Here is an 18,933-nt window from a genome sequence, read left to right as displayed (position 1 = left end):
CATGATTGTGTCCTCCATGATGATGATTCCGATAATACAATCCATTATTTTCTATATAATTCATGTTTCTCCGCTCCTTTTCGATTTTTTCATTTTCATATGCATTAAGAGTGGGATAAAAATGTGATAGTACACTGTATGTAGGACAAATGCGGAAAGTATAGGTGAAATGTCTATATTTTGTAAAAAAAGCAAAACACCTTATAATAAAGATGTCATATTACATCTTCTATTTAAGAAATCTATATTGAAAAAAGATTAGGGGAATTATATAGAAATGAAGAAGCCTATCGTTCAGTTACTATTAATATTTACAATTGTATCTATCGTTCTGTTCCTATTAAATACATCGTATATTTCGTTATATACATTTGTCGGTGCTCTATGGTCCATCACAATCGTAGGAATTTCATTCGTTATCTTTATAGAAAATAGATCTCCACAAAGCACATTGGCATGGTTTTTAGTATTAGCACTTCTTCCTATTATAGGTGTGCTTTTATACGCTATTTTCGGGCGCAGCCGCTGGAGAAGAAAAAAACATCTCCATCGTTCAGAAGAACAAAGAAAATTATTCCGTGAAATATTAGAAGGAAGAAGACTAGAGTTATTACTCACAGTCCCACTAAATGAACGTTCCATACATTTAACAGAAGTCATACAAAAATTTGGAGGCGGTCCTGCCGCAGATAAAACAACTACAAAACTTTTAACAAACGGAGATCAAACATTTTCAGAAATTTTGCGAGCTATAGAGCAGGCAAAACATCATATACATATTCAATACTACATTTATAAATCTGATGAAATTGGTACAAAAGTTCGAGATGCTTTAATACAAAAAGCAAAAGATGGTGTTATTGTACGCTTCCTTTATGATGGTCTTGGAAGTAACACGTTAAGAAGACGATTTTTGCAACCTATGAAAGAAGCTGGGATTGAAATTGTAGAATTTGACCCTATTTTTTCAGCTTGGTTACTTGAAACTGTCAATTATCGTAACCATCGAAAAATTGTTATTGTAGATGGAGAAATTGGTTTTACCGGAGGACTCAATGTCGGTGATGAATATCTTGGCCGTTCAAAGAAATTTCCTGTTTGGCGTGATAGTCATCTAAAAATAGAAGGAAAAGCATTATATAAATTACAAGCAATCTTTCTAGAAGACTGGCTCTATGCCTCTAGTGGTTTAAATACTTATTCCTGGGATCAATTCATGAATAGACAATACTTCCCAGGTAAAGAGATTTCACATGCAGAAGGTGCTGTTCAAATCGTAGCAAGCGGACCAAGCTCCGATGATAAAAGTATTCGTAATACATTATTAGCTGTTATGGGCTCTGCAAAAAAATCCATTTGGATCGCTACACCCTACTTTATTCCAGATCAAGAAACTTTAACATTATTACGCTTAAGTGCAATTGCCGGAATAGATGTACGGATTTTATATCCAGGTAAAAGTGATAGCATCATTAGTGATCAAGCATCTCAATCCTATTTCACTCCACTTTTAAAAGCTGGTGCTTCTATTTACAGTTATAAAGATGGTTTTATGCATGCAAAAATTGTACTCGTTGATGATACAATTGCAACTATCGGAACAGCGAACATGGATGTACGTAGCTTTGAATTGAATTACGAAATTATTAGCGTACTTTATGAATCAAAAACAGTTCACGATATTAAACGTGATTTTGAAAAAGATTTTAAACATTCAACTGAAATTAAATGGAACTCTTTCCAAAAAAGAAGTATAAAAAAACGCATATTGGAGTCTTTCATGAGGCTCATTTCTCCTTTACTGTAAGCAATCAACTTCATCTTGATTGCTTTTTCTTTTCCCTTTATCCTCCTTCCTTTTCTTTGCATACCATATTAAAACAAGTTATCATAAGATGTATTACTTTATGAAAATAATGTTAGGTGGGAAATACATGTTAGAACAATTTCATATACATTCTGATTTAAAACAGCAGCTTTCTACGATTCATGAAAAGAATAAACAAGAAGCTGGTGAAAATGCTCATTTAATCGGTACTAAAATATATAAAGCATCTGATAACAGCATTATCGAAGATGCGATTACAGCACTTCTTCTTGGCAAGAACATTCTATTAAAAGGACCGACTGGTAGTGGTAAAACAGTACTAGCGGAAACTCTTTCTTCTTTATTTCAAAAACCAATGCATAGCATTAACTGCTCTGTCGACTTAGATGTAGAAGGTATTTTAGGATACAACACACTACAAACGAAAGATGGTGCATCTGAAGTTTCATTCGTTAACGGTCCTCTTATGAAAGCAATGAAGAACGGTCACTTCCTATATATTGACGAAATCAATATGGCAAAACCTGAAACTTTACCGCTACTTCACGGCGCATTAGATTACCGTAAAATGATCACAAACCCATTTACACAAGAGGTTGTATACGGTGATGAAGAATACCGTGTAATTGCTGCGATTAACGAAGGTTACGTTGGAACAAGTGAACTAAATGAAGCATTAAAAAACCGTTTCGTTATTATTGAAGTTCCTTACATTCAAGGTGACACATTAAAAGAACTATTATTAGCAGAATCAAAATTAAATGATGTTGCAACAATTGAAAAGTTTGTTGCATTTGCAAGCGACCTTATGCCTTTAGCTCGCGATGGACGTGTAAGTGAAGAAGCAGCAAGTATTCGTGGTATTATCGACGCATGTGATTTAGGTGTATATATTCCTGTTATGCGCGCTATTGAACGAAGCATAATTGCAAAACTTAATGATGAAACAGAACAAATGACTGTCCGTGAATTAGCAGAAAGTTATTTCTTTGAGGGATAATTTATGAGACAAATTTTTAGTGACAAAAAAATTGATGCGTCGCTGTTTCTACAAATGGAAAACTTAATGTATGCCCTTCTAAAAGAAGACGATGCCTATCTTGAATATGGCTATAAAGCATACTACGACGAAATTGAAAAGAAAGTTGTCATTAGTCACTTTTGGGATGATCGAAAAGAAGAAGATACAGTAATCGGATTAAAAAGCGAAGTGTTCTTAAAAGCACTTGGTAATAAACATTACTCGGACATGACTTTAATTCGTTCTTATGCGATTGAATTGCAAGAATCGCCCCTAAAAAAGTTTTTAACACAATTATTTGTTCTATTAGAAGATTTACGCGTTGAGGAAATCGTAAAGAACTTACGTCCTGGCACGAAGCATATTTTTAAACGCCGAAAAGAAATGTACCGCAATTATTTCGGCTCTCAAAATGAAATAAACCGCGTTCGTAATTATCACGGTGATCGTTTGTTTTGCCTATGCTATCTTTCATTAACGAGCGATAAATATGAAATGTTTAATAATGAATATTTTGAGCAAATTGAAGCGATTTTACATGAAACATTCCAAGCACGTAATACAGAAGATATTATGTATGTCGTTGAGAAAATTCGCTATCGCTTAGAGGCGCTTCTTGAAAGTGATATGCTTAACAACTATTTCGGACATGCTCCACTTTACTTATCTGTTCTTGCAGACGAAAAGAACTGTCGCGTCGAAGATTTAGCAAATGATGATACACAGCTTATAGATGACGATGAAAATAAAAACAAAATGGATGAAAGTTTCTCCACATGGCATCGTGAAAATAAAAATAACGAAAACGAGAACTTTTTACGCTTTGAATTAGAAAGCGGAGCAAAAACAAACATGATGGGCGATACTGCTCGTGAATCAGAAGATGGCGACCAAGCACTTGGTTCTGTACAAGGTACTTCTCAAAAAAGTACACAATCCAACTTTGATGGCGCTGATACAGAAGAAGCAAGAGCTTCACACGCTTCTAGCCAGCACGACGGTGCATACGGTAAGTATAATGTAGGTGCTTCTCATACATTTAAAGAAGCTCGCAAAGCAAATATCGATGAGAAAAAAGATTACCAAGCTATCAAATCAGTCGTCAATAAAGATGTAAAAGAATTAAAGAAAATTATCGAAAAAACGATTGAAAATAAAACGAATGCGAATAGTGATAAATATTACGGAAGGCTTCGCAAAAAATTCCTTCGTATTTATACCGAAAAACAACCGCGTATGTTTTATAAAAAAGGACAAGAGTCACAAGAACTCGATGTTGCATTCCAACTGTTAGTTGACTGTTCTGGTTCTATGTATAACAAAATGGAAGAGACGAAGAAGAGTGTTGTACTATTCCATGAAGCTTTAAAATCTTTAAAAATCCCGCACGCTATTAGCGGATTTTGGGAAGATGCCTCTAGCGCTAAACCTGAAGATAAGCCGAACGTTATCCATGAAGTTGTAAATTATAAAAACTCAACGTTACCAAACGTTGGTCCGGAAATTATGCAACTTCGTGAAGAAGAAGATAACCGCGACGGATATATTATTCGTATCGTTTCTGAAAAGCTTGCAAAAAGACCTGAGAAACATAAATTCTTACTAGTCTTCACAGATGGTGAGCCTTCTGCGCTAGACTATCAACAAGATGGAATTTTAGATACGCATGAAGCTGTTAAACTCGCGCGTAAAAGTGGCATGGAAGTAATCGGTATCTTCATCGAAGAAGGCGAGGCAAAAGAAGCAACTTATCAATTGATGAAGAACATTTATAACCATCACTTCTTAGTTGCAAATCATGCTGAAGATTTACGATTGAAGATTAAACCATTACTGAAAAAATTATTACTGAAGACGATTGAATAGAAGATAGGAGCCTTGTGGCTCCTGTTTTTTCATTCAATTACTTTGTTTCTGGTTGAAACTTATATGGAATGGCTACTTCTAATAAGGATTCAAATCCTCCGTCATAGTATGGGAAGCGCTCATTCGCAATTGTTCGATCCACCCACTCTATTGCAGAAATTTCACCTTCATCTTCCGCAATAAGTTCACCTTTTACTACATTCGCTCGGAATGTAAAAAATAGTGCATGATTCCCTGATTCCTCAAAGAATTTTTCATTGATCGCAACAAGTCCACCTAACGTAGCAATTAAACCTGTCTCTTCTTTCACTTCTCTTATTAGTGCTTCCTCTAATATTTCACCTTTTTCCACAGCCCCACCTGGCAATGACCAAACGTTTTGTTCTGCATTATGTACCATTAATATTTTATCTGTTTCCTCGTCATGTATTAGTGCGTATACGACATCTACTCTTTGCATAAGACTTCTCTCCTCCCAAAAATAATGAAGAGCCGATTCCTAAGAATCGACTCTTCCTATTAATTCATCACTAACTCAGCTGTGAGCTTTTTTTTTAACTTAGCCAACATGTCCGTTGTCATTTTGTCTAAATCGTATTCTGCTTTAAAGCCCCACTCTTTCATTGCTGCAGTTGCGTCAATAGAGTTTGGCCAACTATCAGCGATTGTTTGACGAGCTGAATCTACTGCATAATCCATTGTAAACGTCGGAATGTGTTTACGAATTGATGCTGCAATTTGCTCTGGCTCAAAACTCATTGCCGTAATGTTAAATGCATTTCTATGCACTAGCTTACTTGGATCAGCTTCCATTAATGAAATGATCGCTTGTAAAGCATCAGGCATATACATCATGTCCATGTACGTTCCTTCAGCAATGTATGAGGTGTATGCACCTTTTTTAATCGCCTCATAATAAATTTCAACTGCATAATCAGTCGTTCCGCCTCCTGGAGGAGCTACGTAAGAAATTAAACCTGGGAAACGGACACCGCGCGTATCTACGCCAAACTTTTGATGATAATAATCACATAGTAATTCTCCTGCTACTTTGTTTACCCCATACATCGTAGTAGGACGCTGAATTGTATCTTGCGGTGTATTATCTTTTGGCGTCGATGGACCGAATGCACCGATCGAACTTGGCGTGAAGAACTTACAGTTTAATTCACGAGCTGCTTCTAATGCATTTACAAGTCCGCCCATATTTAAGTTCCATGCGAATAACGGATTTTTTTCTGCTGTTGCTGAAAGTAAAGCTGCTAAATGAATAATTGTATCTACTTCATTATGCTTTGCAATATCATGTAATTTTTGTCCATCTGTTACATCTAACGTTTCAAACGGACCAGACTTTACTACTTCACTATCTGTTTCACGAATATCTGTTGCAATAACATTTGATGCGCCGTATACATCACGAAGTTTCATTACTAGTTCAGAACCAATTTGCCCTAAAGAACCGGTTACTAGAATTTTTTTCATTTTCCCCACTCCTCATTTGCAAGCTATTCAAAAGATGCCCTTACTTAAATGATGCCCATTTCTTTTCCTACTTTTTCATACTTACGAATTGCTTCATCTAACATTTCTTTCGTATGAGCTGCTGTAGGCATATTACGAACACGACCTTTTCCTTTTGCTACAGTTGGGAACACAATAGATTTTGCGTATACACCTTCTTCATTTAGACGCTTACTAAATTCTTGTGTTAACACTTCGTCCCCAATAATACAAGGTGTAATTGGCGTTTCACTTTCCCCAATGTTAAAGCCAAGTTCTTTTAATCCTTGTTTTAAGTAGCGGCCATTTTCCCATAAACGATCATGTAACTCTGTGCTTTCCATTAAGATTTCAATTGATCTCATGCAAGCTGCTGCATCAGCTGGTGTTAATGCTGTAGAGAATAAGAATGGACGTGAACGAACTTTTAACCAGTCAATTAAGTTTTGTTTCCCTGCTACATATCCACCAATTACCCCAATTGCTTTTGATAATGTACCAATTTGGAAATCAACTTTATCAGATAGACCGAAGTGCTTTACAGTTCCTGCACCTTTTCCAAGTACACCTGAACCGTGTGCATCGTCTACATATGTCATTAAATCTAATTCTTCTGCAATCTCAACAATTTCTGGTAGTTTTGCAACATCTCCATCCATTGAGAAGACACCGTCTGTAATTACCATTAATTTATTGTAAAGACCCGATTCTTTCGCCGCGATTGCTTTTTGGCGTAAATCTTCCATATCAGAATGTTTATAAACAATAATTTTTGCCTTTGATAGACGACTACCATCAATAATAGAAGCATGGTTTAATTCGTCTGAAAGAATTGCATCATTTTTATCCATAACAGCTGAAATCGCTGCCATATTACAGTTAAATCCTGATTGGTAAGCAATTGCCGCTTCTGTATGTTTAAACTTTGCAATTGTCTCTTCTAATTTAATATGCAAATCTAAAGTACCGTTAATTGTACGAACAGCTCCTGCCCCAACACCGTACTTATGAATTGCACCAATTGCTGCTTCTTGCAAACGGCTATCTGTTGCTAATCCAAGATAGTTGTTTGAAGATAAGTTAATATATTCTTTTCCGCCAATTGTAATGATTGGTCCATTTGAACTCTCAAGCGGATCAATTACGTTATAAAGCCCCTTTGATTTTAAATTCTCTAAATTTTCTTCTAAAAATTTTGCAAGTGTTTTACTAGACATCGTGAAGCCTCCCATCGTTCATGTAAGCGGATTATTGTCTTAATAGTTCTAATAATCCCTCTACTAGCTTAACACGTTTTCAGAATTTATTATAGAAAAATAGTTTAAAGTAACCGCTTACAATTTTAGATTATATATGATTCATTATAATAAATCTATCATTTACTTTTCATATTTGATAGAATTAAAAAAATATTTTGGGAGGTTTCAAACATGGCATTTACAGAATCTGATGTATACAATAACACAGCATTTTTCGAACAATATATGAAACGAAGATACCGAGAAAATAGCCCAAATGAATCCATTGAAAAACCAGTATTCTTTCAGCTCATTGGTCATGTGCAAGGAAAACAAATTCTCGATTTAGGCTGTGGTGACGCTAAGTTTGGTGCGGAATTATTAGAAAAGGGATGCTACTCTTACACTGGCATTGAAGGCTCCGAACTTATGTATGAAAAAGCTAAAAATCAACTAGAAAATAAAAATGGATCTGTTCATTTTTTAAACCTCAAAGATTATACCTATCCCTCTTCCACTTTTGATTTAGTAACATCTAGACTCGCCTTACATTATATTGAACATCTTGATACCATTTTTCAAAATGTGTTTCAAACTTTAAAAACAAATGGCACCTTTACCTTTAGCGTTCAACATCCCGTTATTACTTCTTCATTTGAAAGCTTACAAACAAGTGGTAAAAGAACGAGTTGGCTCGTCGATGATTATTTTAAACTAGGCAAACGGGTTGAACCATGGATTGACCAAGAAGTTATTAAATATCATCGTACAACGGAAAAGTATTTCACATTATTACAGCAAGCTGGATTTACCATTACATCATTAAAAGAAGCTACACCAAATCCAATCTATTTTCAAAATGAAGAAGAGTATAAACGTCGCTTACGAATTCCTCTCTTCCTCTTATTTTCTTGTACCAAATAAAAAAAAAAACGATGAATCACTCATCGTTTTTTTATCTTATCGCCTGAGCAACTTCTTTAACTACACGTCTTCCTCTTCCATGCGGGATACAAAGCGGTGTTCCAAACAACGGATCCGTACTAATTTGACACTCCATTCGGAATACATCACGTACTAGTTTCTCATCTACCACTTCTTCAGGTTTACCTTGTGCATATATTTGTTTATCTTGAATTGCTACAATGTTATCTGCATAGCGGCATGCTAAATTTAGATCATGTAATACCATAACAATTGTTCTTTGTTCTGTTTCATTTAATTCGAATAATAAATCCAGCACTTCAATTTGGTGAGTCATATCTAAGTATGTAGTGGGCTCATCCAGTAAAATGATATCTGTATCTTGTGCAAGTGTCATTGCGATCCAAGCACGTTGACGTTGCCCACCTGAAAGAGCATGCACATCACGCTCAGCAAATTCTGTCATACCTGTCGCTGCAAGTGCTTTCTGTACCATTTCCTCGTCTTTTTCTGACCATTGCTTCAGCCATGTTTGGTATGGATAACGCCCTTGCTTTACAAGTTGTAATACTGTAAGTCCTTCTGGTGCTTGTGGTCCTTGCGGTAAAATCGCCATTTGACGAGCGATTTGCTTCGTTTGCATACTTTGAATGGCTTGATTATCTAACAAAATATCACCAGTTGTTGGTTTTAATAATCTAGCTAGTGAACGTAATAAAGTTGATTTCCCGCAACCGTTAGAGCCGATAAAGATTGTAATTTCGCCTTTTGGAATTTCTAAATTCAACTCATCAATAATACTTGTTTCACCATAAGACAACGTCAAGCGTTTCGTCTCCAATGCTTTTTGCATATTCATCTCCCTTTATGAATTCCGACTTTTATAAAGTAAATAAATAAAATAAGGTGCACCAATTGCTGATGTAAATACCCCTGCTGGAATTTCAAGTGGCGTGAAAATTGTACGCCCTATTAAATCTGCAGCAAGTACTAGAATTGCACCGACAATAGCTGCAACTGGGAGTAATGCACCGTATAAAGAACCAACCAATCTTCGTGAAATATGAGGTGCCATTAAACCGACAAATCCAATCCCTCCGGCAAAAGCTACCGCACCACCAATTAAAGCTGTACTAAGTAATAGCATAAATACACGCGACTTCGTTAAAGGAACCCCAAGTCCTACCGCTATATCATCCCCTAGCTCTTGTGCATTTAAATGCCTAGCTGCGATAAATGATATTACTGTTAAAATGAGAACCCAAGGCGCAAGTACCATAACATTTTGCCAAGAAGAGCCATAAACGGTACCCGTAATCCATACATTTGCTTGGCTCGCTTGATAAATTGGTGCTAGCAACATAAATAATGTTGTCGCAGCCTTCGTTAATGCCCAGAATCCAACACCAATTAAAACGAGGCTAATTGGTGATAATCCATCATTTTGCCATGCAAATAAGTATACAAAAACCGCTACAATCGTTGCTCCTGCAAAAGCTGCGAGCGGCATATAATGAATACTTACCGTTAGTGCATTATTTTTATCACTAAATAGCGCTAAAAATAATACAACTGCAACACTTGCCCCGCCCGTAATCCCGATGATATCAGGAGAAGCAAGTGGATTTCGAACAAGCCCTTGTAAAATACAGCCCGCTACCGCGAGCGCAATTCCTACGAGGATAGCAATTAAAATACGCGGCATACGAAACTTATTTACAACCATGTTTGACATCGCATCGCCATTTCCGGTAATTGCTTGCCATACGTCATAAGGAGCAATTTTCATGTCTCCCATACCTGCGCTCGCAAAGAATAATCCTATTAAAACAAGTAGTAAACTTAACAAGACGAGACAAGCTCGTTTATACATTAAAAACGAGAGCTCGCCTTTTCCTATACGAAACGGAATATATTTCTTCATTTGCTAAGCCCTCTCTTACGTGCAATATAAATAAAGAACGGTGCTCCAATAAATGCTGTCATAACTCCTACTGGTACTTCTTGTGGCATAATGACATATCTTGCTGCTATATCAGCCAATATTAGTAGTATTGCACCTAACAATCCGCTATAAGGCACTCTCCATCTGTGGTCAACTCCAACAAGAAATCTAGCAAAATGCGGAGTAATAATCCCAATAAATCCAATTGGGCCAGCAACCGCAACTGAACCACCAGACAACAGTACAATAATAAGTAACACGAATGATTTCATTAAAATTGTTCGTTGTCCAAGTCCTTTCGCGACGTCTTCTCCCATCATCAATGTATTTACTTTTCCTGCCATAATAAGAGATGCAATCCATCCTATTAATAAATATGGGAATACAGATTGTAAAATTTCTAACTTTCGCCCTTGCACAGATCCAGCAAGCCAAAATAATACCTCTTCAAGTGCTTTTTCATTTAACACAAGTAATCCTTGTGTTAATGATGAAAATAACGCACTAATTGCGACCCCTGCTAACGTTAACTTAAGAGGAGTAGTCCCTTCTTTTCCTAAAGAACTAGAAGCAAATACAAGTACAGCTGCAACCGCCGCTCCTAAAAAGGCGATCCATGTGAAAGCTGATAATGATGTTACTGAAAAGATTACAATTGCTACAACTATGAAGAACGCAGCACCTGAATTTAATCCAATAAAATCTGGAGAAGCAAGTGGATTCTTAGTTAAAGTTTGCATAAGACAACCAGCAATGGCTAAACTAGCACCAACACTAGCTGCAATTAACGCCCTAGGCAGACGTACATTTTGAATAATAATATGTTCATTGGAACCGTTAAAATGGAAAAAAGCATCCAATGCTAGTTTCCAACTCGTATTTGTATATCCGAAAATAATACTTCCCCAAATACAAATAACGACTGCAATGATTCCAACAAATAATCCAATCCCTTTTGCTCGATTTGTTTTTAATAACATGCAGCGTTTCCCCTTCAATGTATAATGATACGTTGTTAGTGTATTTCAACTTAATTCTTATTGTCAACGGAAATGAGAATTATTTTCACCCATATATATTGACAATTAAAAGATAAAGGCTTAATATCATGCTTGCTATTGAAAAATATTCTCAACATGTAGGGGGTACATAATGAATTTCATGCGGAAGAAATCGTTTACAGTATTTGTATTTTTACTAGCATTTTCAATGCTTTTAAACGCTTGTGGAAAATCAAGTAACAAAGAAGAATCTACAAAAGAAGATAATAAAAAAGAAGTGGTTACTGTAGAACATGCAATGGGTAAAACAGAAGTTCCTGCTAATCCAAAACGTGTAGTTATCTTAACAAATGAAGGAACTGAAGCTTTACTTGAATTAGGTGTGAAACCAGTTGGTGCTGTAAAGTCTTGGACTGGTGACCCATGGTATCCACATATTAAGGATAAAATGAAAGATGTAAAAGTTGTTGGTGATGAAGGACAAGTTAACGTTGAAACAATTGCTTCTTTAAAACCAGACTTAATTATCGGTAACAAAATGCGTCACGAAAAAGTGTACGAACAACTAAAAGCAATTGCACCTACTGTGTTCTCAGAAACATTACGTGGTGAATGGAAAGATAACTTCAAATTTTATGCAAAAGCATTAAATAAAGAAAAAGAAGGTCAAAAAGTTGTAGCTGATTACGAATCACGTATGAAAGATTTAAAAGGCAAACTTGGCGATAAAGTAAATCAAGAAATCTCTATGGTTCGTTTCATGCCTGGTGATGTTCGTATTTATCATGGTGATACATTCTCTGGTGTTATTTTAAAAGAACTTGGATTTAAACGTCCTGGAGATCAAAACAAAGATGATTTTGCAGAGCGTAACGTATCTAAAGAGCGTATTTCTGCAATGGATGGTGACGTATTATTCTACTTCACATTCGATAAAGGAAATGAGAAAAAAGGATCTGAATTAGAAAAAGAATATATTAATGATCCGCTATTTAAAAATTTAAATGCAGTAAAAAATGGTAAAGCATACAAAGTTGATGACGTTATTTGGAATACAGCTGGTGGCGTAATGGCCGCTAACCTACTATTAGATGACATCGAAAAACGCTTTGTTAAATAATATTTCCTTAACCAGCTCCCTTCTATGGAGCTGGTTATTTTTCAATTCACTTAAATGTCACATTATTTCGTTTTGTATTTTTATTCCCAATATGTTATATTGAGAAAGTAAATAGAATATATTTTCTTTATATCAGAATAAATATTTTAATCTAAATTTTCTGATTAATCACTATTTTATTTTCTTTTAGAATTCAATTATTACATTTGAAAACGCTTATCATCTTGTTTTCAGGGCAAAATACAGTAACGGTCGAAGAAAAATAGAACTTTTTCAGAAATTTTCTTTCTATTTCCATATAATTCTATTGACTTCTAAATATTTTGTAAATTAAAATGATTACATAAATATCCGTTATACAGGATTAGGGGGAAACAAACATGGATGCAGCTTTAAAATTAGACAAAGCTGGAGAGCAACAATCACCAAAAAAACATCCACCAGGGTTATACTTGTTGTTCTTTACAGAGGCATGGGAAAGATTTAGTTATTACGGAATGCGTGGCTTATTAGTTCTTTATTTAACAACGAGCTTAGTAAGCGGCGGTTTAGGATTTGATAAAGCAGTTGCAGTTCAAATTTACGGTATTTTCACAATGCTTGTATATTTCACACCTATTATTGGTGGTTGGTTAACTGACCATTTCATTACGAAGCGACATGCCATTACTATTGGTGGTATCATCATGGCAATTGGTAACTTCGTACTATTTTCAATGAATACGAAAACTGGACTATTTTTAGGATTAGGATTATTAGTTATCGGTAACGGATTCTTCAAACCGAATATTTCGACTTTATTAGGTCAATTATATAGTGACAACGATTCTCGTCGTGATAGTGCCTTCACTATCTTCTACATGGGGATTAACTTAGGAGCTCTTATCGCTCCATTCATTTGCGGTTACTTCGCAGATTATAGATACGGTTTCTTAACAGCTTGTATCGGTATGATTATTGGACAAATTGCATTTAACTTATTAGCACCTCGTTACTTAGGATCAGCTGGAACAACAGTTGTGGGTAAAAAATCTAAAGAACAAAATGCAAAAGCTGTTGAGAAAAAACCTTTAACACCACAAGAGAAAAAACGTACTGTTGCAATTTTAATTTTAACTTGTTTCGTTGTATTCTTCTGGGCAGGATTTGAACAAGCTGGTAGCTCTTTAACACTTTACACAGATAAGTTCGTAGATCGTACAATTGGTGGATTTACAATTCCAACACCTTGGTTCCAATCTGTAAACCCACTATTCATTATCTTACTAGCATTACCTGTTTCTGCGTTATGGATTAAGCTTTCAAAAACAAAAAATGGTGATTTGAAAATCCCAACAAAAATGGCATTAGGTATGATTTTACTAGGGATTGGATATTTAGTTCTAACTTTAGCTGTTTTAAAAACTGGTAGCGATGAAGGTAACATTACAATGAAAGCAAACTTACTATTCATTGTATTCACTTACATGTTCCACACAATCGGTGAGTTATTCTTATCACCAATCGGATTATCTATGGTAAGTGCAATCGCTCCTGTTAAACTAGCATCATTATTAATGGGTGTATGGTTAGCTGGTACTGGCTTCGCAAACTTATTAGCAGGACAATTAGCCGCTTTCACTCAATCTTTAGGATATTTAGAAGTATTCGCAAGCATCGGTATTATCGTAATTGTACTGGGATTAGTACTTCTTATGTTCTCTAAGAAAATTGCACATATGATGGAATAACAAAAAGACGCTTCTAAAATTAGAAGCGTCTTTTTTATTATTTCTCCTCTAAAGCTGTCACGTCCACATGAACGCTCTCACCAGGATTAGATACATCATACACTTGAGCACTCCCCTTCTGCTCATCACAGCTCTCAATCCATACTGGTACGCCCTCATATGTAACGTCAATTCTACTTGAAGAAGATAAGATTTGTTTCACACGTTTCACATCCATACTACTATCCCTCCTTTTGCTTACTACACTCCTTTCTATTTTTTCTTTTCCTTTTAGAATATATTCGGTAAGGCAGCATATTGATTAATAGTCATTTCTACCTCACATGCTAATATTTACTCTCTCGCTACCTTTCTGACAAATAAAAAAAGACGTATATTCTACACGTCTTTTTCCATAATATTCAAATTTTAAGAAAATAATGTTTTTACTACCGCACTTACTTTATCATTATGGATTTGATAATACACTTCTAATCCTCGTCTTTCAAAGCGCACTACTTTATTTTGCTTTAACTTCGTTAAATGTTGTGAAACCGTTGATTGCGGAATTTCTAATACTTCCTGTAGTTGTGTTACATTACATGTTCCTCTTTGCATAAGTTCCATTACTAGACGTAGACGAAGTGGGTGAGCTAACGCTCTTAACATTTGTACATCTTCTTCTGAAATACGACATTCGAATTGATTTTGGTTCATAAAGTTCCCCTCATTTTCGTTTTTATTTGCGTTTTTATGTTCTTTTTATTTATTTATATATCTGTTCTTATATTTCCTGTTACGACATAACTTTATCAACCTATAAAGCCGAAAATTTTTTCCATCTTCATCAGCAAAAATTCAGGAAAAAATCCTTGCTGATTTTGAATATTATACTATATGATATAACGAAAAAGCAAAATAATGGCCTACGAATACTTTGCTTACAAACGTTGTTTTATCAGGCTTTTTGTTATATTTTCACCTCATTGAAATGCACAGTAACGGTATTGTAAAATATCGTCTATAATTGATAACCTATCGTAATGTAGTTGAACTATACTTAACCTCTTTGTTACGCTAAAAGGAATTTTCAGTAAAAAGAGATGATATGGTATTAAAAATTTGTTTCTTATTTTTTATTCGTATTGCAAGCGGTTGAATTGTTGTGAAAAACTTCCTATTAAATCCACTCACCGTTCCTCTCTCACTAAATCAAACAGGACAGATAAGTGCATATATCAAACTTTAATCAGTAGGGTTTTTGTTCATCCCCACTGATTATCAGCCCTCACCAACCGGGCGTTTACTGGCAGCCCGATCCCCACCTAACTTCTTTGCTTCCGCTGAATTTTGAGGTGTGGGTCTTACTGCCCGTTAATGCGGGATAAGAGACGGCATCTAATATACACCTATAGGGAACATGCCATCTGAATAAGCAAAATAATATGCAAATAATTTATACAGCACACTTAAATTCATTTGAGTGTGTTTTTTGTCTACTTTATGAACAAAGCTTTTCTTTTAACACTATTATGGAATAATTATACTTTTTTACGTTGACAATAGTGTTGAAGGAGAATATACTAAGCATGTAAGTTGATTGTGAATAGTTTCACAAATAATGTGAATTTCTTCACATATAATAGATAGGAGTTGTCATTATTATGAGTACTTGGACACAAATTTATGATCCATTAAACAATATTTGGTTATCTGCACTAATCGCAGCACTTCCAATTTTCTGCTTCATCATTTGTTTAATGGGACTGAAAATGAAAAGTTATATCGCTGGTCTTTACAGTGTGATTGTCGCTATTATTCTTGCAATATTTGTTTATAAAATGCCAGCAACAGTAGCTGTAGCATCTGCTGGATTCGGTGTTTTATCTGGATTTTATCCAATTTGTACTATCGTTATCGCCGCAATTTTCCTTTACAAATTAACTGTTAAAACAGAGCAGTTCAATATTATTCGCGATAGTATTTCAAGCATTACAAATGATCAACGTTTACAAGTATTATTAATTGCTTATTCTTTCGGTGCTTTCTTAGAAGGCGCAGCTGGTCTAGGGGTTCCAGTTGCTATTACAGCTGCACTACTTGTGGGTATGGGCTTTAATCCATTAAAAGCAGCAGGTATTTGTTTAGTAGCTAATATTGCTGGTGGTGCTATGGGTGCTATGGGTATTCCAGTTACAGTACCGGCACAATTAACTGAACTTGACGCATTAACTATTGGTCGTCAAACTGTTCTTATTTTACCTTTCATTAGTATTATCTTACCTTTCTTACTTGTTTCAATGGTCGATGGAGTTAAAGGTATTAAAGAAACTTGGCAAGGTATTCTTGTAAGTGGTGTTTCTTTCGCTATTACTCAATTCGCTGTAACTTACTTCTTAGGTGCAGAACTTACTAATATTTTCGCAGCCGTTGTAAGTATGATTGCTCTTGCATTATTCTTACGTGTTTGGCAACCAAAATCTTCTACTAAAGAAGAAAAACAAGAAACTAAAGTATCACATACATTCAATCAAATTTTATATGCTTGGTCTCCATTCGTATTCTTAACTGCATTTGTAACAATCTTTAATTTAAAACCAATTAAAGCTTTATTTGCTCCAGATGGTGCGTTAGCAAACTTAGTATTTAACATTCAGTTCCCTGGTCTTCATAATGCTGTTATGAAAACTACACCAATTACAAAAGCTGATACACCTTTCGCAGCTGTTTTCAAATTTGATGTATTTTCTTCTACAACTACTGCGATTGTACTAGCAATTATCGTTTCACTTATCGTTTACCGCGTAAAAGGTAAAATGGTTAAAGAATTAATGATTGAAACAATGAAAGAATTAAAAGCTCCAGTATATACAATTTGTAGCGTTATCGCTTTAGCTTACGTAGAGAACTACTCTGGTATGTCATCTACACTTGGACTTGCATTCTCATCTACTGGTAATGCATTCCCAATTCTTTCTCCAATCTTAGGATGGATTGGCGTATTCATTACAGGTTCAGTAGTTTCAAGTGGTTCTTTATTCGCACCACTGCAAGCAGTAACAGCAGACCAATTAAACATCGTTCCTTCTACACTCGTTGCCTTAAACGTGGTAGGTGGTACAATGGCAAAAATGGTTTCACCACAATCTGTAGCAGTTGCTTGTGCCGCAGTTGGACTAGTTGGTAAAGAATCTGCTCTATTTAAAACAGCAATGAAATACAGTTTAATCTTCTTAGCTGTTATTAGCTTACTTCAATTAAACGCTGTGTTTAATATCTTTTAAAAATAAAACACCGATCCAAATGGATCGGTGTTTTTCACATTATATTTTTTTATTTTTTAATAAAGAAGCTCCAGCAATTTCAGGATGTGTCATTTCGAATGGATCTAAAATAATATCCAATTCTTCTTCTGTCAGTACACCATGTTCTAAACATAACTCCCTAACAGATTTTCCTGTTTCAATTGCTTCACGTGCAATACGAGATGCTGCTTCATAACCAATATGAGGATTAACTGCTGTAATAATTCCAACACTTTTCTCAACATATTGCTTCAGCAATTCTTCATTTGCTGTAATTCCTTCAATACAATATTCACGGAATACACGGAATCCATTATTCATAATACTTATAGATTGAATTAAACTAAATACAAGCACAGGCTCCATTACGTTTAACTCTAATTGTCCTGCTTCTGATGCTAAGCAAATTGTATGATCGTTTCCGATTACTTGGAATGCGACTTGGTTAATTACTTCTGCCATAACTGGATTTACTTTTCCTGGCATAATGGATGAACCTGGCTGACGTGCTGGCAATTGAATTTCAGCTAACCCAACACGTGGACCAGACGCCATAATACGAAGATCGTTTGCAATTTTAGACATGTTCATCATACATACTTTAAGCGCTGCAGATACTTCTGTGTATGCATCTGTATTTTGCGTTGCATCAACTAAATGCTCTGCACCAACAAGTGGGAATCCACTAAACGTTCTTAAATGTTTTACCACTTGTTCAATATACGTAGGATTTGCATTTAATCCTGTACCAACAGCTGTCGCCCCCATATTCACTTCATATAAATGTTGACGAGACTGTTTAATTCTTTTTATATCACGCTCAAGCACTCGGCTATACGCTTCAAATTCTTGTCCAAGGCGAATTGGAACTGCATCTTGTAAATGTGTGCGTCCCATTTTAATAACGTGATCAAACTCTTTTGCTTTTTTACGAAAAGCAGAATGAAGTTCTTCCATTGTAATAAGAAGCTCTTCTAACATCATAAGAGTTGCAATATGAATCCCTGTTGGAAACGCATCGTTCGTTGATTGGGCCATGTTCACATGAGTGTTTGGGCTAATTTTCGCATATTCCCCTTTTTCATATCCCATACGCTCTAACGCTCTATTCGCAATTACTTCATTTGTATTCATATTAATAGAAGTTCCGGCTCCGCCTTGAATAGGATCCACGATAAATTGATCATGAAACTTTCCATCAACAATTTCTTGCGCTGCTTCTGCAATTTCATGTCCAATGTCTTTAGCTAAGTAACCAGTATCTATATTCGCAAGTGCCGCTGCTTTTTTCACAATTGCCATTGCTGTAATGAGTGATGGATGAATGCGGTATCCTGTAATTGGGAAGTTTTCTACGGCACGTAATGTTTGTACACCATAATAAGCTGCACTTGGTACTTCTTTTTCACCTAAAAAATCTTTTTCTATACGTATATCCTTCGTTGCTATCATTTTTATCACCTATACTTTTTC

The 18,933-nt window shown here is 35.4% G+C and carries 16 protein-coding genes and 1 pseudogene; 7 read left to right on the top strand and 10 right to left on the bottom strand.

All coding sequences use genetic code 11. From position 1 onward, the window contains the following. A pseudogene (locus MR167_RS33390) lies at positions 1 to 85 on the bottom strand (cobalt transporter); the annotation flags it as partial. Positions 86 to 277: 192 nt separating this feature from the next. Here MR167_RS33390 and MR167_RS19580 point away from each other — a divergent pair. From MR167_RS19580 to MR167_RS19570, 3 genes are all read left to right on the top strand, one after another. Beyond that, complete coding sequence (locus MR167_RS19580; protein ID WP_000743027.1) at positions 278 to 1,807, top strand: cardiolipin synthase; 1,530 nt, start codon at positions 278 to 280, stop codon at positions 1,805 to 1,807. 127 nt (positions 1,808 to 1,934) lie between these two features. Beyond that, complete coding sequence (locus MR167_RS19575) at positions 1,935 to 2,828, top strand: ATP-binding protein (RefSeq protein ID WP_000892989.1); 894 nt, start codon at positions 1,935 to 1,937, stop codon at positions 2,826 to 2,828. Positions 2,829 to 2,831: 3 nt separating this feature from the next. Continuing rightward, positions 2,832 to 4,715, top strand: a complete 1,884-nt coding sequence (locus MR167_RS19570; RefSeq protein WP_242315284.1) for a vWA domain-containing protein — start codon at positions 2,832 to 2,834, stop codon at positions 4,713 to 4,715. Positions 4,716 to 4,752: 37 nt separating this feature from the next. On the opposite strand, the gene MR167_RS19565 is transcribed toward MR167_RS19570, so the two are convergent. Genes MR167_RS19565 through MR167_RS19555 form a run of 3 tightly spaced genes read right to left on the bottom strand, consistent with a single transcriptional unit; the run spans position 4,753 to position 7,435 of the window. Beyond that, a complete protein-coding gene (locus MR167_RS19565; RefSeq protein ID WP_001189930.1) occupies positions 4,753 to 5,175 on the bottom strand; it encodes an NUDIX hydrolase in 423 nt (140 codons plus the stop codon). 59 nt (positions 5,176 to 5,234) lie between these two features. After that, positions 5,235 to 6,200 (bottom strand): L-threonine 3-dehydrogenase, encoded by a 966-nt coding sequence (locus tag MR167_RS19560; protein WP_000723120.1) that lies wholly within the window; start codon positions 6,198 to 6,200, stop codon positions 5,235 to 5,237. Between the two features lie 44 nt (positions 6,201 to 6,244). Beyond that, the gene (locus MR167_RS19555; RefSeq protein WP_242315283.1) at positions 6,245 to 7,435 is read right to left on the bottom strand and encodes a glycine C-acetyltransferase; all 1,191 of its coding nucleotides are present in this window, start codon (positions 7,433 to 7,435) and stop codon (positions 6,245 to 6,247) included. A gap of 213 nt (positions 7,436 to 7,648) precedes the next feature. Here MR167_RS19555 and MR167_RS19550 point away from each other — a divergent pair, with 213 nt between their 5' ends. Further along, positions 7,649 to 8,380 (top strand): class I SAM-dependent DNA methyltransferase, encoded by a 732-nt coding sequence (locus MR167_RS19550; protein ID WP_242315282.1) that lies wholly within the window; start codon positions 7,649 to 7,651, stop codon positions 8,378 to 8,380. Between the two features lie 31 nt (positions 8,381 to 8,411). On the opposite strand, the gene MR167_RS19545 is transcribed toward MR167_RS19550, so the two are convergent. From MR167_RS19545 to MR167_RS19535, 3 genes are read right to left on the bottom strand one after another with little or no spacing between them, the layout of a single operon-like run. Further along, positions 8,412 to 9,233 carry an ABC transporter ATP-binding protein gene (locus tag MR167_RS19545; protein WP_001167972.1) on the bottom strand — a complete coding sequence of 274 codons (822 nt, stop codon included), beginning with the start codon at positions 9,231 to 9,233 and terminating at the stop codon, positions 8,412 to 8,414. Positions 9,234 to 9,245: 12 nt separating this feature from the next. Further along, a complete protein-coding gene (locus MR167_RS19540; protein WP_000760052.1) occupies positions 9,246 to 10,304 on the bottom strand; it encodes a FecCD family ABC transporter permease in 1,059 nt (352 codons plus the stop codon). Continuing rightward, positions 10,301 to 11,305, bottom strand: coding sequence for a FecCD family ABC transporter permease (locus MR167_RS19535; protein ID WP_000925213.1), 1,005 nt, complete (start codon positions 11,303 to 11,305; stop codon positions 10,301 to 10,303). Before MR167_RS19535 ends, MR167_RS19540 begins: the two co-directional genes overlap by 4 nt. 172 nt (positions 11,306 to 11,477) lie before the next feature. Here MR167_RS19535 and MR167_RS19530 point away from each other — a divergent pair, with 172 nt between their 5' ends. Together MR167_RS19530 and MR167_RS19525 are read left to right on the top strand one after the other, a co-directional pair. Continuing rightward, complete coding sequence (locus MR167_RS19530; RefSeq protein ID WP_001010267.1) at positions 11,478 to 12,446, top strand: ABC transporter substrate-binding protein; 969 nt, start codon at positions 11,478 to 11,480, stop codon at positions 12,444 to 12,446. 380 nt (positions 12,447 to 12,826) lie between these two features. Beyond that, the gene (locus MR167_RS19525) at positions 12,827 to 14,176 is read left to right on the top strand and encodes a peptide MFS transporter (protein ID WP_000338303.1); all 1,350 of its coding nucleotides are present in this window, start codon (positions 12,827 to 12,829) and stop codon (positions 14,174 to 14,176) included. A gap of 37 nt (positions 14,177 to 14,213) precedes the next feature. On the opposite strand, the gene MR167_RS19520 is transcribed toward MR167_RS19525, so the two are convergent. Then, positions 14,214 to 14,393: an acid-soluble spore protein H gene (locus MR167_RS19520; RefSeq protein ID WP_000382679.1), complete on the bottom strand. Its 180-nt coding sequence runs from the start codon at positions 14,391 to 14,393 to the stop codon at positions 14,214 to 14,216. Between the two features lie 191 nt (positions 14,394 to 14,584). Further along, positions 14,585 to 14,872 carry an ArsR/SmtB family transcription factor gene (locus MR167_RS19515; RefSeq protein WP_001075219.1) on the bottom strand — a complete coding sequence of 96 codons (288 nt, stop codon included), beginning with the start codon at positions 14,870 to 14,872 and terminating at the stop codon, positions 14,585 to 14,587. Between the two features lie 947 nt (positions 14,873 to 15,819). Between MR167_RS19515 and MR167_RS19510 the strand changes: the two genes are divergently transcribed. Next, positions 15,820 to 17,439 (top strand): L-lactate permease, encoded by a 1,620-nt coding sequence (locus MR167_RS19510; protein ID WP_000109120.1) that lies wholly within the window; start codon positions 15,820 to 15,822, stop codon positions 17,437 to 17,439. Positions 17,440 to 17,478: 39 nt separating this feature from the next. On the opposite strand, the gene aspA is transcribed toward MR167_RS19510, so the two are convergent. Next, positions 17,479 to 18,912, bottom strand: coding sequence for an aspartate ammonia-lyase (aspA, locus tag MR167_RS19505; protein ID WP_242315281.1), 1,434 nt, complete (start codon positions 18,910 to 18,912; stop codon positions 17,479 to 17,481). Positions 18,913 to 18,933: the final 21 nt, after the last annotated feature.

The sequence above is a fragment of the Bacillus cereus group sp. BfR-BA-01355 genome, from assembly GCF_022663675.1.
Classification (GTDB): Bacteria; Bacillota; Bacilli; order Bacillales; family Bacillaceae_G; genus Bacillus_A; species Bacillus_A thuringiensis_S.
This window is presented reverse-complemented; position numbering and strand designations above follow the sequence as displayed.

Bases quoted from the DNA above. Each gene is read 5' to 3' on its own strand.
- MR167_RS19525 (WP_000338303.1), top strand. From the start codon at position 12,827: ATGGATGCAGCTTTAAAATTAGACAAAGCTGGAGAGCAACAATCACCA.
- MR167_RS19515 (WP_001075219.1), bottom strand. From the start codon at position 14,872: ATGAACCAAAATCAATTCGAATGTCGTATTTCAGAAGAAGATGTACAA.
- MR167_RS19510 (WP_000109120.1), top strand. From the start codon at position 15,820: ATGAGTACTTGGACACAAATTTATGATCCATTAAACAATATTTGGTTA.
- MR167_RS19530 (WP_001010267.1), top strand. From the start codon at position 11,478: ATGAATTTCATGCGGAAGAAATCGTTTACAGTATTTGTATTTTTACTA.
- aspA (WP_242315281.1), bottom strand. From the start codon at position 18,912: ATGATAGCAACGAAGGATATACGTATAGAAAAAGATTTTTTAGGTGAA.
- MR167_RS19550 (WP_242315282.1), top strand. From the start codon at position 7,649: ATGGCATTTACAGAATCTGATGTATACAATAACACAGCATTTTTCGAA.
- MR167_RS19570 (WP_242315284.1), top strand. From the start codon at position 2,832: ATGAGACAAATTTTTAGTGACAAAAAAATTGATGCGTCGCTGTTTCTA.
- MR167_RS19555 (WP_242315283.1), bottom strand. From the start codon at position 7,435: ATGTCTAGTAAAACACTTGCAAAATTTTTAGAAGAAAATTTAGAGAAT.
- MR167_RS19545 (WP_001167972.1), bottom strand. From the start codon at position 9,233: ATGCAAAAAGCATTGGAGACGAAACGCTTGACGTTGTCTTATGGTGAA.
- MR167_RS19535 (WP_000925213.1), bottom strand. From the start codon at position 11,305: ATGTTATTAAAAACAAATCGAGCAAAAGGGATTGGATTATTTGTTGGA.
- MR167_RS19540 (WP_000760052.1), bottom strand. From the start codon at position 10,304: ATGAAGAAATATATTCCGTTTCGTATAGGAAAAGGCGAGCTCTCGTTT.
- MR167_RS19520 (WP_000382679.1), bottom strand. From the start codon at position 14,393: ATGGATGTGAAACGTGTGAAACAAATCTTATCTTCTTCAAGTAGAATT.
- MR167_RS19580 (WP_000743027.1), top strand. From the start codon at position 278: ATGAAGAAGCCTATCGTTCAGTTACTATTAATATTTACAATTGTATCT.
- MR167_RS19575 (WP_000892989.1), top strand. From the start codon at position 1,935: ATGTTAGAACAATTTCATATACATTCTGATTTAAAACAGCAGCTTTCT.
- MR167_RS19560 (WP_000723120.1), bottom strand. From the start codon at position 6,200: ATGAAAAAAATTCTAGTAACCGGTTCTTTAGGGCAAATTGGTTCTGAA.
- MR167_RS19565 (WP_001189930.1), bottom strand. From the start codon at position 5,175: ATGCAAAGAGTAGATGTCGTATACGCACTAATACATGACGAGGAAACA.